Annotated in this window: 10 protein-coding genes and 1 tRNA gene; 10 read left to right on the plus strand and 1 reads right to left on the minus strand. The window is 60.8% G+C overall.

The genetic code is table 11. The annotated features are described in order from the left end of the window. Positions 1 to 160 precede the first annotated feature (160 nt). The 7 genes from DMP11_RS08315 to DMP11_RS08345 all read left to right on the plus strand — a co-directional run bounded on the left by DMP11_RS08315 (position 161) and on the right by DMP11_RS08345 (position 10,107). Entirely contained in the window at positions 161 to 2,659 is a 2,499-nt protein-coding gene (locus tag DMP11_RS08315) for a molybdopterin-containing oxidoreductase family protein (protein ID WP_123186030.1), read from the plus strand. Between the two features lie 2 nt (positions 2,660 to 2,661). Then, positions 2,662 to 3,282, plus strand: a complete 621-nt coding sequence (locus DMP11_RS08320) for a 4Fe-4S dicluster domain-containing protein (protein WP_123186031.1) — start codon at positions 2,662 to 2,664, stop codon at positions 3,280 to 3,282. A gap of 16 nt (positions 3,283 to 3,298) precedes the next feature. Continuing rightward, positions 3,299 to 4,567: an NrfD/PsrC family molybdoenzyme membrane anchor subunit gene (gene nrfD, locus DMP11_RS08325; RefSeq protein WP_214647083.1), complete on the plus strand. Its 1,269-nt coding sequence runs from the start codon at positions 3,299 to 3,301 to the stop codon at positions 4,565 to 4,567. A 179-nt stretch (positions 4,568 to 4,746) separates the two neighbouring features. Then, positions 4,747 to 4,830 (plus strand) — tRNA-Leu (locus tag DMP11_RS08330). Positions 4,831 to 5,405: 575 nt separating this feature from the next. Then, positions 5,406 to 6,446 (plus strand): response regulator transcription factor, encoded by a 1,041-nt coding sequence (locus tag DMP11_RS08335; RefSeq protein ID WP_123186032.1) that lies wholly within the window; start codon positions 5,406 to 5,408, stop codon positions 6,444 to 6,446. Positions 6,447 to 6,663: 217 nt separating this feature from the next. After that, a complete protein-coding gene (locus DMP11_RS08340; RefSeq protein ID WP_268935268.1) occupies positions 6,664 to 9,435 on the plus strand; it encodes a molybdopterin-containing oxidoreductase family protein in 2,772 nt (923 codons plus the stop codon). 9 nt (positions 9,436 to 9,444) lie between these two features. Beyond that, a complete protein-coding gene (locus DMP11_RS08345) occupies positions 9,445 to 10,107 on the plus strand; it encodes a 4Fe-4S dicluster domain-containing protein (protein ID WP_123186034.1) in 663 nt (220 codons plus the stop codon). Positions 10,108 to 10,198: 91 nt separating this feature from the next. On the opposite strand, the gene DMP11_RS10325 is transcribed toward DMP11_RS08345, so the two are convergent. Continuing rightward, complete coding sequence (locus DMP11_RS10325; RefSeq protein WP_161555341.1) at positions 10,199 to 10,351, minus strand: hypothetical protein; 153 nt, start codon at positions 10,349 to 10,351, stop codon at positions 10,199 to 10,201. A gap of 176 nt (positions 10,352 to 10,527) precedes the next feature. Here DMP11_RS10325 and hypB point away from each other — a divergent pair, with 176 nt between their 5' ends. From hypB to DMP11_RS08360, 3 genes are all read left to right on the plus strand, one after another. Then, positions 10,528 to 11,208, plus strand: coding sequence for a hydrogenase nickel incorporation protein HypB (gene hypB, locus DMP11_RS08350; RefSeq protein WP_123186035.1), 681 nt, complete (start codon positions 10,528 to 10,530; stop codon positions 11,206 to 11,208). Positions 11,209 to 11,541: 333 nt separating this feature from the next. Continuing rightward, a complete protein-coding gene (locus DMP11_RS08355) occupies positions 11,542 to 12,858 on the plus strand; it encodes an alpha/beta hydrolase (protein ID WP_211329095.1) in 1,317 nt (438 codons plus the stop codon). Continuing rightward, positions 12,822 to 14,213 (plus strand): phthiocerol/phthiodiolone dimycocerosyl transferase family protein (locus DMP11_RS08360; protein WP_148041123.1); only part of this gene is annotated, 1,392 nt, incomplete at its 3' end. The genes DMP11_RS08355 and DMP11_RS08360, both read left to right, overlap by 37 nt.

Raw genomic sequence — 14,213 nt, forward strand, 5'->3', positions numbered from 1 at the left:
GGCTGCCGCGGGCGGCCCGTTCGGTTGGCGATTCATCAGGGCGAAATTGGGGGATTTTGCCAAGCCTTACATGAATGCAGCCTGGCGTGGTGGGCGAGCGCAGGGAAACGCGTCTCGCGCAGTTGCCGCATTGGCCTTCCAACCAACATAAGGAGGAGAGATGGCTGAAAAGGCAAGCACTTCGCGTTCGCTCAGCAGGCGCAGCTTCCTAAAGACCACTGCGGCAGCGGCTGGTGTAGCGGCTGTTGCGGGAACAGCAGGAGTGGCGGCTTATGCGGCCGGCGGCCCGGAGGAGGCCGCGCAGAACAAAGAGGTCATAGGCTCTTGCCGCAGCAACTGCGGTGGCAAATGCCCGCTCAAGGTAAAAGTGCGCAACGGCAAAGTTGTAAAAACGGAACCCGCCGACATGCCCGAGGGAGACGAACTCTATCGGCGCATTTGCGTGAAGGGGCTTTCGCAGCCGCAGCGCCTGTACGATCCCGATCGTCTTAAGTACCCCATGCGCCGCATTGAGGGCACCGAGCGGGGCACTGAAGAATTCGAGCGCATCAGCTGGGACGAGGCCCTTGACCTTATGGCCACGAAGTTCACGGATGTCATCGACCAATTCGGAGGCTCTTCTCTGTGCATGTGGGTAGGCTATGGGTCTCAGGGCTTTTTGAACGGGGCCGACACGCACGGCACGACGAATATCGGATACGGACGCTTTTCTTCGAAGGTGGGCGCGTCTTCGTTCGACTCCGCCGCTGACTGGGGTGGAATCTGGGGGACGATGCTCTGCGGCCTCTTCTCAACCGGAAGCACCGTCAACGTAATTGGCTCGAAGCTGATTATCTGCTGCGGCGGCGACCCCGCAAACTCGATGCAGGGCGAGTGGACCTTCATCAAGAAGGCCATGGAGCAAGGCGCCCGCCTAGTGACCATCGACCCCCGCTTCTCAACGACGGCGGCCGTTTCTGACCAGTACCTGTCCATTCGACCTGGAACCGATGCCATTTTGTTCATGGCGTGGTGCAACTACCTGATGGACAACGACCTCGTGAACTATGAATTCGCAACAAAGGGCTCCGTGGCCCCGTACCTTCTCAAAGAAGACGGAACCTATCTGCGCAATAGCGATTTGGGCATAGAGCCGGCCATGGTCATGGATCCGAACACCGGCATGGAAGTCCCCTATGACGCCTACGTTGTTTGGGACGAGAGCACGAACTCCCACAGTACGCGGGACGAAGCCGTGCAGCCGGCGCTGTACGGGCAATACGAGGTGGGTGGGTTCAAGACCACGACCACGCTGAGCCTGTGCCGTGAGGCCATCAAGGAATACACCATGGAAGTGGCGGCAGAGCGCTGCGGAATGGACCTTGACGAAATCACCGCACTCATCGAAGAGTTTGCCTCGGTGCCGTCCTCGTTCATTACCTACAACGGCTTCTCGCACCACAACAATTCCCACCACAACTACAAGTCGTTGGCTCTGCTTGCGGCCCTGACGGGAAACCAGGGGCAGCAAGGGCGTATCTTCTCCATTGGCGGCGTGATGCGCGGGTACTTCGTCCTCGACTACGCCGAGTGCGTTGCCCCCGATCCGAAGCCGGTTGCGATGGTTCCGGGCATGCTCTTCCCGGACGTGATGGCCAATGGCGGTATAGGCCAGTACAAGATCAACCCCAAGGCCCTTTGGTTCATGAACGGCAACCCCATGGCCATGGAAAGCGGCCGTTCGGAGCTGATCGAGGCGGTCAATAAGGTTGATTTCATTGTGTGCTCCGAAAGCGTTATGACGGACACCGCCCGAATGGCCGACCTGCTCCTTCCCATCTGCCATCCCTTCGAAGAGGTTGATATTTCGGCACCGTTCAGCAGCTGTCCTACTGGCTACTTCCATCCGTTCGTCAAAGCGGTGGAGCCAAGCTACGAATGCAAGACCGATATGGATGTGTTCCGCGAGCTGTCGGAAAAGATGGGCTTCGGGGACTTGTACGACAAGACCGACGAGGAGTACATTTCCGCCATGTTCGACACTCCCTTTATGGGGATGTTCGGCATCAATTCGAAGATGGTGCTGGATGCGGCCTCGCGGGCAGAGCTGGTAAAGTGTCCCCTGGATATGAGCTTCACGGAAGAACAGACCTTCACCAACGGCATGACGGCTTCGGGACGTTTGGAATTCTATTGGGAGCATCCTGCTCCCCGCTATGACTTCGGGCAAGAAGTGGACTATTCGGTCGAGCGCGTTCCCTGCTACATCGATGCGACGGAAGCGTATGAAACCAACCCGCTGAAGGAGAAGTATCCGATTTACGGCAACAGCAACCACAGCCGCTTCAGCGCCCATTCCCAGCAGGCCCATACCCCCCTTATCCGCGAGTTGCAGCCTGAGCCGTTGGTGCAGATAAACCCCGCGGACGCAGAGCCGCGCGGCATTGCCACAGGCGACATCGTGAGAGTTTTCAACGATCGCGGAGAAGTGGTTATCAAGGCCGAGGTTACCGAGGGCGTCCGCCCCGAAACGATGTGCATTCGCCAAGGGTGGCAGTCGGATCATTTCATCAGCGGCCATGCGCAGAATCTGACGCCACGATTGATGAATGATTTTTGTTGGAACAGCAGCTTTTACGATTTCCTCTGTGAGATCGAGAAAGTAGAGCAGGGGGCATAGCTATGCATTATGGAATGGTGATAGACGCAAAGTACTGCATCAGCTGCCATTGCTGCGCGGCTGCGTGCAAGATAGAGAACAATCTGCCTGAGAAAACCTGGTGGAACCGAATTATGACCGTAGGCGGGGACACGATGGAGGCGCCGGCGGGCGTGCACCCGCGCCTGTCCCTCTCGTTTGCGCCGGTGGCGTGTCAGCATTGCGAGAATCCGGCATGCGTGAAAGTGTGCCCGGTTGGCGCTACGTACCGCGATCCCGACACTGGGGTGGTGCGCCAAGATTACGAAAAATGCATTGGCTGCCGTATGTGCATGGCCGCCTGTCCCTACACGGGCGTGCGCTCTTTCAACTGGGACGAGCCGAAAAACGGTACCGATTATGCCCTTGGCGATGCCGACGTTCCGGCGCACCAGAAGCATGTGGTTGAAAAATGCACCATGTGCTGGCACCGCATTGCCCGTGGCGAAGAGCCGGCCTGTATCGAAGTGTGCCCCTCGCGCATTCGTTTCTGGGGCGACTTGGACGATCCGGAATCCGATGTGTCGAAGATGCTGGCAAGCCGTCAGCACACGCAGTTGCTGCCCGAGATGGGCACCAAGCCGTCCGTTTACTATCTCGTCTAGCTAAGGAGGACCAATCATGACTAATCACAACTCCGAAGCCGTTATGGACGAGCTGGACATGTCCGCCGCGAAAGCGCCTGCTCGCGAGGCGGCCGGTGCACGCGCCAAGGCGAAGAGCGGCGCGGCCCTGAACGTAGCCATCGGCGTTTCCGCCGTGATCACGGTGGCGGGCATAGCCCTCTGGGCCATGCAGATTTCCGGCGGCATGGTGCAAACCGCCATGCGCAACCTGGACTCCTGGGGCCTGTACATCACCATGTTCATGTTCTTCGTGGGCCTTTCCGCCGGCGGCCTGATCATCTCTTCTGTCCCCAAGGCCTTCGGCATCAAGGGCTTCGGTGGCATCAGCAAAGTGGCCGTCATGACCTCTATCGCCGCCACCGTAGCCGCCATCGGGTTCGTGGTGGTGGACATGGGCCAGCCCTTCCGCGTGTGGGAGCTGTTCGTGTACTCCAACTTAGGGTCGCCCCTGATGTGGGACATCATCGTGCTGATGACCTACCTCATCCTCTCTTGCGTGTATCTGTGGGCGCAGGTGCAGGCGGAAAAGGGCAAAGTGTCCGCTGCCGCCCTGCGGGTGATTTCCGTCATCGCGCTGGTGTGCGCCATCCTCGTCCACAGCGTCACCGCCTGGATCTTTGGCCTGCAGCAGAGCCACGAGATGTGGCACACCGCGCTGCTGGCCCCCTGGTTCGTCAGTTCGGCGCTGGTGTGCGGCACCGGCCTGGTGATGGTGGTGGTCATCGCCATGGATAAGGCCGGCTACCTGAAGGTGCAGCGTGCCAACCTGGTGAAATTGGCCAAGCTGCTGGGCGTGTTCGTGTGCGTTGACCTGTACTTCTTCGGTTGCGACCTGCTCACCGAGGCCTTCCCGGCCGCCGGCGGCATGGCCGTGGTGGACATGCTGGTAAGCGGCCCGTTGGCGCCGTTCTTCTGGGGCGAGGTGGTGCTGTCGCTGGTGGCGCTGGTGATTGCCTTCGTGCCCGCCCTGCGCACCAACCCGCTGCTGGTGGTGGCCGGCATCTGCGCCATCGCCGCCATCTTCTGCAAGCGCGTGCAGCTCTTGGTGGGTGGCTTCCAGATTGCCAACATCGATTACCCGGCGGTGCTGACCCCCTACACCGTGACCGACTGGCAGGGCAACATGGCCCAGGCCTACAGCGGGCTGGTATACTGGCCTACGGCGCTGGAGTTCGGCATTGCGGTGGGCGTGATTGGTTTGGCGTTCCTGGTGCTGTTCGCCGGCATCAAGTTCCTGCCCCTGAAGCCCGCCGACGAGAAGTAAAGCCCCATCCCGTTACCCATTGCGAGTCTGCTTCATGCACAGAGAGCCCCTCCGGGGGCTCTCTGGTTTTCCTTTGGGTGCATGGGCCGATTCCGCAGCGTCTCCTGGTCATTTTGGGCAATTGGAGCAATGCTTCTTGGTGAGGGGCGCTGGTTGCGCTATACTTCGTTTTTGCACGTGCCCGGGTGATGGAACGGCAGACATGTCGGTCTCAAAAACCGATGCCGAAAGGCGTGTGGGTTCGAATCCCACCCCGGGCACCATTTTGAAAAGCGAAGAGCCGCGATTGCAGTGCCTTGCGGAATCGAGCCCCCATTAGGGTGGATTCGAACCGATGAGGTGGAATTCCGTTAAGAAAACGCCCCAGTGGGGCGTTTTTAGGAATTCGCCCGAGCAATCTGTGATTGCGAGGGGTTGAGCGTTCGCCGCAGGCGGGCGCGGGAATCCCACCCCGGGCACCATCTTTCTTTTGACTTAATCCTTCCTCTTATTGATGTAGCCTTGTCGCGTGTTTATGGGTGGCTAGCGAGCCGTTCGGCTTATGCGTTGCTATAAAAGTTAGTCGGGAATCAGCTTGCGCAGTTGCGCTGTAGTTAAGCCGTGCATGGGGAGGGCAAATGAGGGAACCTAAAGAGCAGGCCGTCGAAAAATCGGTTTCCGCTGTTCTGTCGGAGGCGAATCCGGTCCTCTATTTCGGGCTTGGGTTGTTCCAGGTGGGGATGACAACGCGGTGGCTCCCCTTGGGCGCGGGGCCATCTGCCGGCGCAGCGGACATGCAGTCGCTCCTCCTGCTCTCCTGCTCATCACCTGGGCTGTTAGGTGCATCGAGTCCGGTAGTGTGCTGGATTTCACCCTGGCGTTCCTCGTCGCAGTAGTTGGCCTCGCTGTCTGCAGCCTGCTTTCTTCCTCTGGCCTGATGGGTTCGGCAACAGCCACCGTGCTCTCGCTGTTGCCCACGGCTTTTTCGGTGCTGCTGCTGTTTTTTGCAAAAGGGAAGAGCGCTGGTAATAGCTGGATGTCTGAGGGCTGGTCGCAAAACCTGAGTTCCTTCATGCTGAAGGTGGGGCTGGGCGCTCTGTTGGTGAGCATGGCGAACGAGATGATAAAGCTTTTGCGCCCAGAGCACGCGGCGGCGGTGCTGAAGAGCGGGGCTGAAAGCTGGATAATGGTTGCCATCATGGCGGTCATCACAGCGGGCGTGATACACCAACTGCGCTCAGGTAAGCCTTCTGGTTTCTACTTTATTTGCAAGTGCGCTGTGGTGCTCTGCGTGATAGGGGCGCTATTGTTCCCTTATGCGGGAGTGGCTTCTTCGCTGCTTTTCTCCGTGAGCACCGCCGGTCGCCAATGCCTACAGCTGCTTGTGTGGATGATCGTCTATCTGGCGTGCCGAAAGCACAGGCTTTCTGCGGTGGCGTTCTTTAGCTTTATGAGCGTAGCCTGGAACGGCGGCTCCCTTGCCGGCAGCGCTCTCTTCGACGCCTTTTGGGACATGGGTCCGTTCGAGCCTATTCTGGGCGATGAGCTCGTTTCGGTGGCAGCCGTTCTTTTGCTGGTGATTGCCTATGTATTCCTATTTTCCGAAAAAGACAGCGACCTTATGTTTGGCGAAGATCGCACCGCGAAAAAGGAGCGCGTTTTCCATCAGGTATGCGAGGACATGTGCGAGAAGGGGCGGCTCACAAATCGCGAGCAGGAAGTGTTCTGCCTTCTGGCCAAGGGTGCGCCCGTTTCTGCGATAGAGGAGAAGCTCTACATTTCTTCCAGCACGGTGGCTACCCACATGAAACACATCTATCAGAAGCTGGGGGTTCATTCGCGCGGCGAGCTGTACGACCTTGTGGATAACGCCCTCAAAATGCAGGCCCCTGAAAAATAGCCCCCTGATAAGGGGAAACGAGAAAATCCCATACAACAGGGGATAGGCTCCCCTGGGGCAAGGGATGGCAGGCGGCCTTCTTGTTGGTAGTTTTTGCGCCGTAGCGTAACGCCAACAGAGGAGGTTGAATATGAGTACGCTAACCATGACCCGGCGCTCGCTGATCAAGGCCAGTGCGTTGTTTGGGGCAATTGCTGTGGCTGCGGGTCCGAAGCCTATGCAGGCCTTGGCCGCGGCTGACGGGCCCTCGGCTCCAACGGAAGTGAAACGCGTTCGTTCTTGCTGCCGCGCGTGTGGCAAGATGGAATGTGGCGTTTGGGTGACGGTGGAAAACGGCCGCGCGGTGAAGGTCGAAGGCGATGAGAGCGCCTGGCATTCCCGCGGCAACTGCTGCAGCAAATCGCAATCGTCGCTGCAGGCGGCCTATCATCCCGACCGGTTGAAGCACCCGCTCAAGCGCACCAACCCAAAAGGGGAAGACCCCGGCTGGCAGCGAATTGGCTGGGACGAGGCTTTCCGCACGATTGGCGACAAGGTTAATGAGACGATTGCAAAGTACGGCGGCCAGTCCATTTTCAGCATGATAGGCACCAGCCGCATTTGGTCGATGTCGGGCGGCAATGCCATGACCTACTACTTCGAGTCGCCCAACGTGCATTACGCCAGCCAGATTTGCAAGGGGCCGCGTTTCGTGGGCACGCGAATCAGCTCATACGACGGCATGTTCTGGCTTGCTACCACCGAAATGCCTCGGGTGTATGTGCAGTGGGGCGGCGCGTCCGAGATTTCCAACTACGATGACTCTTGCCGGTCTACGGTGGACGCGGCTTCATCTGCCGACACTCACATCATTGTGGACCCGCGCATGACGGGCATGGGCAAGGAATCCGATATCTGGTGTCCCGTGCGGCCCGGCACCGACGGCGCCATGGCGCTTTCGTGGGCGAACGTCATCATCGAAAACGAACTTTATGACGACCTCTACGTGAAGCGGTGGACCAACGGCCCGTTCCTCTATTGCGCCGACATCGAGCCCACTGGGTTCGAGACAAAAGCACCTTCCACGCGCATGTTTGAGGTGAAAACGAGGCTGCTGAAAGAGTCGGACATCAAAGACGGCGGCAGCCCGAAGCGCTTTATGATTTGGGACAACCTTTTGGAGGCCCAAGGGAAGAGCGGCAACGACTGCCTGACGTTTTATGATGTTGATCTGGGGAATTTTGAAGGCGAGGGCCCGTGGACCCCTCAAACCCAGGGCAAGCAGTCCGAGCAATATGCGCCGGGCGCCGTGCCGGGATTTTTGCCCGACCCTGTTCAGTTCAGCCCTGAGAAAGACCCCGCGCTTTACGGCGAATTCGAGGTGACCCTGAAGAGCGGCGCATCCGCCAAGGTGGTTCCCGTTTGGCAGCTGTATGCGGAAAGGTGCGCCGAATACGCTCCGGAAAAGGCGGAAGGGATCACCGGCGTTCCCGCCGAAACGATTCGCAAGGCCGCCCTTGCCTATGGGCAGCGGCTCGACCCCTCTACCGGTTACGGCAATGGTGGCATCCAGTACATGCTGGCCATCGAGCACTCGGGCAACGCGGTACAGAACGTGCGCTGCTTTGACTCGCTGGTGGGCATCACGGGCAACTTCGATACTCCCGGCGGCAACCGCGGCGGCACCAAGGGCGGCTGGGGAAGCCAGTTTACCCCGGGCGGTAAGATGAACCCGCCCGAGATTACGGAGAAGATTCTCGGCAAAGACCAGTTCCCTCTGCTGTATCCGTGGCTGGGCATGTTCTCCGACGCACGCACGGTGCTCGAAGCCATTGAAACGGGCAAGCCCTATGGCATGCATTTGTGCATGCTGTCTTCCGGCGACCATATGAACATGGTGAACGCCAGCTACGCCTGGGAACAGTTGAAGAAGCTGGACTTCATGTTCGCCTCCGAGTTGTGGCATGCGCCCACGTCTCAGTTGTCAGACATCCTTCTGCCGGTGCATCATTGGCTTGAGGTGGACTGCGTGCGCATCAGCCAAGGCGCAACGGGCGTGGAAGGCGCCACCTGCCGCGCCATCGAGCCGCCATCGGACACCATGTGGGACATCGATATCTATACCAACGTGGTGAAGGCGATGGGCAAGGAATGGCTGTCAACGGCGGAGAGCGACTATCCCACGGGGGAGGAACAGCTCTCGGAAACCACGAAGAAAGCCTACGGTATGACCTGGCAGGAATTCCGCCAGCACTTCCAGGACAACGGCTGGACCGACTGCAAGGAGAAATACCCCGACACTTGGGGAACCTATCGGCGCTACGAAACCGGCCAGTACATGGCAGGAAGCCCTGGCTTCTGGACCCCCACCCAAAAGCAGGAGATTTGGTCCACGGTGCTCGAAACCTATATGCCCGACAGTGGATTCGAGCTACCCAGCTACAAAGAGCCGCCCCACAGCCCCATTGCCGATCCAGAGCTGTGCCAGGAGTACCCCTACGTGATGACCACCGGGCGCCGCATCCCCGTTTACTTCCACAACGAGCATCGCCAGCTGCCCTGGTGTCGCGAGCAATGGCCCGTGCCGAGAGTGGAAATCAACCCCGAAGACGCGGCCGAGTTGGGCATCAACCAAGGCGATTGGGTTTGGATTGAGTCAAAATGGGGCAAGGTACGCCAAACCGCCGACTTGTACTACGGCATCGACAAGGGCGTTATCAACTGCGAGCACCAGTGGTGGCTACCCGAGTTCTCCAGCCCTTCGAAGGGATTTGAGCTGGTGAATATCAACTGCCTGATGGACAAAGACGCCCAATGCCCCATCGGCGGTGCCACCAATATCCGAGCCGTGCCGGTGAAGCTGTATAAGGCAACTCCTGAGAACTCTCCCAATGGAAACCCGACTCCCTGTGACATCGATGGCACGCCCATGATTTCCACGCCCGACGACCCGCGTCTCAAGGCGTGGCTGCCAGGCGGAACCGGCACCGATCAGCATTACGAGGATTAGGAGGTAGAGATGACTCAGTATTCAATCGTTACGGACCTTAATCGCTGCGTTGGGTGCCTGGCTTGTTCGGTGGCTTGCAAGGTGGTCAACGATGTGCCGGTGGGCAACTACTGGAACAAGGTTTTGCGCGTGGGGCCAAACCCCGTTGAGGGTGGCAGCGGCCACTTCCCCGATGTGGAGATGTACTACCTGCCTATGCAGTGCCAGCATTGCGAAGAACCCGCTTGTGTGAGCGTTTGCCCCACTAATGCCTCCCACAAACTGGAAGACGGTACGGTGCAAATTGACAAATCGAAGTGTATCGGATGCCAATTCTGCGCTATGGCATGTCCCTATAACGTGCGCTACTTGAACGAGGAAGAGAAAGTGGTGGAGAAGTGCACCCTCTGCGAGCAGAAAGTGGCGCAAGGCGAGTTGCCCCACTGCGTGACCATGTGCGGAGGCCGTGCCCGTTTCTTCGGAGATTTGGATCAGGGGATTGACGGCTTTCTTGCACCGGGCGACTACGAGTCGTTGGATGGGAGCAAGGACTACGACGCGGTGCACGCTTCGCGTGTGACGCTGAAGGAAATCGCGGAGCCGTACGGGCAAGACGAGGTGCATCGCGTGCCCGATGTGGGCAATCGGCCCTCGTTGGTGTACATCCTGCGAGGGCGAACCTGGAAAGCCTAGCGGGAAGCGGTGTGTAGTTAAAAGGGCGGAGCAGATTGCTCCGCCCTTTTTCATGGGGGGCTGCTCTGCGTGGCGTGGGCGCAAGGGGCAGCTACTCGTCTTCGTTGTCCCACGCGCCGGGCAACACGGGAACGCCGTCCTCATCAAGAGGGGCTTTGAGGGCAATCGAGGCAATCGCGTCGCATGGCGGAAGATTTTCCGTGCTAAGGTCAAAGGGGAGGGCTTCAGCTTCGACGGATTTCACGATCCTCCCTCTTTTCCTAAGTTTTCCTTTTTGGTCAAGGAGCGGCAATGGTGGCGAAAGCCCGCGTATGGCCAGAATGTCATGCGCCAGCCTTGTGCTTGGATTACTATGGTGACGAGCAAATGACCAACCGCCCAAAAGCGACGAATGCCGGGCCGGCGAGCGAAAGGACCCCCATGGAGCAGAAGCGCGTTATTGAAGTGAAGAAGAACATCCTGGCCGCCAACGATGCGGCGGCGGATGCGTTCCGTGCGGCGCGCGCGGCGGAGGGCACCTTCTTTGTAGACGAAATGGCCTCGCCCGGCGCGGGCAAAACCACGCTGCTGCTGGCGGTGATTAAAGAGCTGCGCGCCCGCGGTGTGGAAAAGCTAGGCGTGATCGAGGCCGACCTGGAATCCGATGTGGACGCCCTGAAAATCAAGGAAGCCGGCGTGCCGTCGGTTGAGCTGAACACCCGCGGTGTGTGTCACGTGGAGATGAACATGGTGGACATGGCCTTCGCCGCTTTCGCCGGCCAGCAGTTCGAATACCTGTTCCTGGAGAACATCGGCAACCTGGTGTGCCCGGCCGACTTCGACACCGGCGCCCACACCCGCATCATGCTGCTGTCGGTGCCCGAAGGCTGGGACAAGGTGATGAAGTACCCGCCCATGTTCGCCGCCGTGGACGCGCTGATTGTAACTAAGTGCGATTACCTGCCGCTGAACCCCGATTTCGACATGGCGCGGCTGCACGAAGAGGCGCGTCGCCTGAACCCGCGGCTGGAGATTTTCGAGACGTCTGCTCGCACCGGCGAAGGCATCCCCGCGCTGGTGGATTGGCTGCAAGCCCAGCGCGCCGCGAAGGTGCAGGGGTAACGCCTCGAACTGCGCTGTACGCCCCTGCGGCTGAGTTAGGCAGAGATAAAGTCTCTGCCCTACGAACGGCCAACGTCGGGCCTCAGCGGGGACGGGCCGCTGCGCCGGATTTCGGCGGGGGCGTTTCGGATTCGCCGAGGCGAGCGGATTGCCCATGGTTTCTGCGGTTGCCCCGCGCGCCCGTTTTTTCGTAAGGCAGGCATTCTATGTCTGCCTCGCCCGCGCCTACGGGTTATTAACGGAAATTCAGCGGTTTTGCTGCGGCTGAAGGGCCGCCGAATGCTTGCGCTAGCATGGGAAGTGTGTTTTGTCCTTTGAACGAACGGAGGCCCCATGGCAATGAGCAAACTGGCGCAGAAGGCGGTGGCCGCTATCACGCGCCTGCAGCCCGACCCTTCCGAAGGCTACCTGGCCCAGCGCAAGGCCGAAGACGCCGCCGGCAAGCTGACGGTGGCCAGCCCCCGCTGCCGCATCGACAACCTAAGCGTAACCGCCGACGACGGCTACGAGATTCCCTGCCGCGTGTTCACCCCGCTTGACGTGGACTTTTCGCTGCGCACCGGCCTCAAGGTAACCGACGACTACCGCGGCACCATCCTGTTCTTCCACGGCGGTGGCTGGGCCAACGGCGACGTGGACTTCTACAGCGACGCCTGCATGCGCACGGCGTTGAAGCTGGAGCGGCGCGTGGTGGCGGTGGAATACCGCCGCAGCCCCGAGTTCAAATTCCCGCGTCCGCTGATGGACTGCTACAACGTGGCCTGCGCGCTGTTCGCCAAGCAGCTGCTGCCGGACGTGCGCGTGCCCCGTATCGTGCTGATGGGCGACTCCGCCGGCGGCAACCTGGCGGCCGGCGTGGCGTGCCTGGCCCGCGACCGCGGCGACTTCCGTCCCAACAACATGGTGCTGCTGTACCCGCTCACCTACAGCGATCACAGCCCGGCCACCATTTTCGATTCGGTGCGTGAAAACGGCGAAGGCTTCATCCTCACCCGCGAGGCCATTGTGGACTACACCGACATGTATATCAACGGCCCCGAGGATTTGGAGAACCCGCTGCTGGCGCCGCTACTGACTCCTGACCTGGGGAATCTGCCGCGCACGCTGGTGATAACCGCCGAGTACGACCCGCTGCGCGACGAGGGCGAGGCGTTTGCCGCGCGGCTGGAGGCCGACGGCACCGAGGTGGAGTGCGTGCGCATCCGCGACGCCGTGCACGGTTACTACCTGTACCCGTCGGTGCTGTCGTTCGTGCGCGATACCTATGATTTGCTGGAGGAATTCTTGAACACGGCCAGTCCCGAGCACGGGGGGAAGGGGCCGTTCGGCCAGGCGGCGGCTGGGTCGGGCGCAGCTGCGGCGGCAGGGGCGGCCGGTTCGAATGCGAACGGGGCCGCCGGCGCAGGAGAGGCGCCGGGTGCGAGTGGCGTTTCCGGGGAGCCGAGCAAGGGCGCAGCCGAAGCGGCTGGCCGCGGGCCGAAGCACGCGGCGGCTTTCAAGGGCGCAGATTCTGCGGCTGACGAGGTTCCCGAGAACCCGCTTTCCGCATTGCTCAAGCCCGTGGCGGAATCACTGGGGCTGGGGGGCGCGTTTTCGCAGGAGGGCAGGAAGCGATGGATAAAGTTGCTTGGTACCGACTCGACAATGTAGGCAAGTTTTACTCGGCGCAGGCGGGCGACCCCAAGCAGACGGTGTTCCGCATCTCCGCCGTGATGCGCCGCGAGGTGCGCCCGGATGTGCTGCAGCAGGCGCTGGAGGCCACGGTGGGGCAGCTGCCGTCGTTCAACGTGGTACTGCGCAGCGGTCTGTTCTGGCGTTACCTGCAACAGGCGCCGGAAGTGCCGCAGGTGCAGCCGGAAAACCAGCCAGTGTGCTTCGGGCTGCATGCGGGGCGCAAAAGCGTGCTGTACCGGGTGAGTTATTTCCGCGACCGCATCAATCTGGAGATGTCCCACATGATTGCCGATGGCCGCGGCGCGCTGGCGTTCCTGAAAACGCTGCTGGAGTTTTATGCCGAACTGCTGCGTCACGAGGCCCCTTCGCCGGAGGCGCTGGCCATGCTGGAAGAGCAGGGCGGCGGCAACACGACGCAGGAGGCGGAGGACAGCTTCAGCCGCTACTTCGACAAGAGCAAGGCGGGCGCCACGCCGTCTACCAGACCTTACCGCCTGGCCGGCTGGCGCAACGAGGCCAACCCCACCTTCATGGAGGTGCACCTGCCAGTGGCCGGGGTGGTGGCCGCGGCGAAGAGGATGGGCGTGAGCGTCACGTCGTTTCTGGTGGCGGCCCTCGTGCAGGCGCTGCGGGCCGGCATGTCCACAGGCGCCGAAAATCGCCCCATCACCATGGACGTGCCCGTTGACCTGCGCAGTGTGTATGGTTCGGAAACGCTGCGCAACTTCTTTGGGCTGGCCTTCATCAGCTGCAGCCCGCAGTTGGCCACCGGCCCGCTGGACGCCATTGCCCGCGACGTGCAGCGGCAGCTGACCGACGCCACCATCCCCGCCAACCTGGCGCGCCGCATGAACCAAATGGTGAAGTTGGAGAAGAACCCGGTGGTGCGCTGGGTGCCATCGTTTGTGAAGGACGCCGCCCTGGCGCTGGGCGATTGGAAGGCGCGGCGGGAGGTTACCTGCACATTCTCGAACCTGGGGCGCGTGGTGCTGCCGCCGGCTGCGGCTGCCGAGGTGCGCTCCATCGGCTGTCTCACCTCCACACGTGGGCTGAACTTTCTGGCGGTGAGCTGCGAAGACGACCTTACGCTGGGCATCGCGTCGGTGTATCTGCTGCACGAGGTGCCGTGCCGACTGGTGCGCATTTTGGCGGCGCAGGGGCTGGAGGCGCGCCTGTGCGTGGCGAAGGACGCCGCCGAAGTGGATGCCGATTTGGCCCAAGCTAGTTTGGAGCTGCGCCTTCGCCATCAAACCTGGGAAGAGGCCATGGCCGTCCCGCAGCTCGATTGCCCCGCCCCCGGCGCCGCTTCTGCTGCGACTGCTGCCGCCGCC

Origin of the sequence: Parvibacter caecicola (assembly GCF_003725335.1) — a bacterium.
Taxonomy (GTDB): Bacteria; Actinomycetota; Coriobacteriia; order Coriobacteriales; family Eggerthellaceae; genus Parvibacter; species Parvibacter caecicola.

Bases quoted from the DNA above. Each gene is read 5' to 3' on its own strand.
- DMP11_RS08345 (WP_123186034.1), top strand. From the start codon at position 9,445: ATGACTCAGTATTCAATCGTTACGGACCTTAATCGCTGCGTTGGGTGC.
- DMP11_RS08320 (WP_123186031.1), top strand. From the start codon at position 2,662: ATGCATTATGGAATGGTGATAGACGCAAAGTACTGCATCAGCTGCCAT.
- DMP11_RS08340 (WP_268935268.1), top strand. From the start codon at position 6,664: ATGCAGGCCTTGGCCGCGGCTGACGGGCCCTCGGCTCCAACGGAAGTG.
- DMP11_RS08315 (WP_123186030.1), top strand. From the start codon at position 161: ATGGCTGAAAAGGCAAGCACTTCGCGTTCGCTCAGCAGGCGCAGCTTC.
- DMP11_RS08355 (WP_211329095.1), top strand. From the start codon at position 11,542: ATGGCAATGAGCAAACTGGCGCAGAAGGCGGTGGCCGCTATCACGCGC.
- hypB (WP_123186035.1), top strand. From the start codon at position 10,528: ATGGAGCAGAAGCGCGTTATTGAAGTGAAGAAGAACATCCTGGCCGCC.
- nrfD (WP_214647083.1), top strand. From the start codon at position 3,299: ATGACTAATCACAACTCCGAAGCCGTTATGGACGAGCTGGACATGTCC.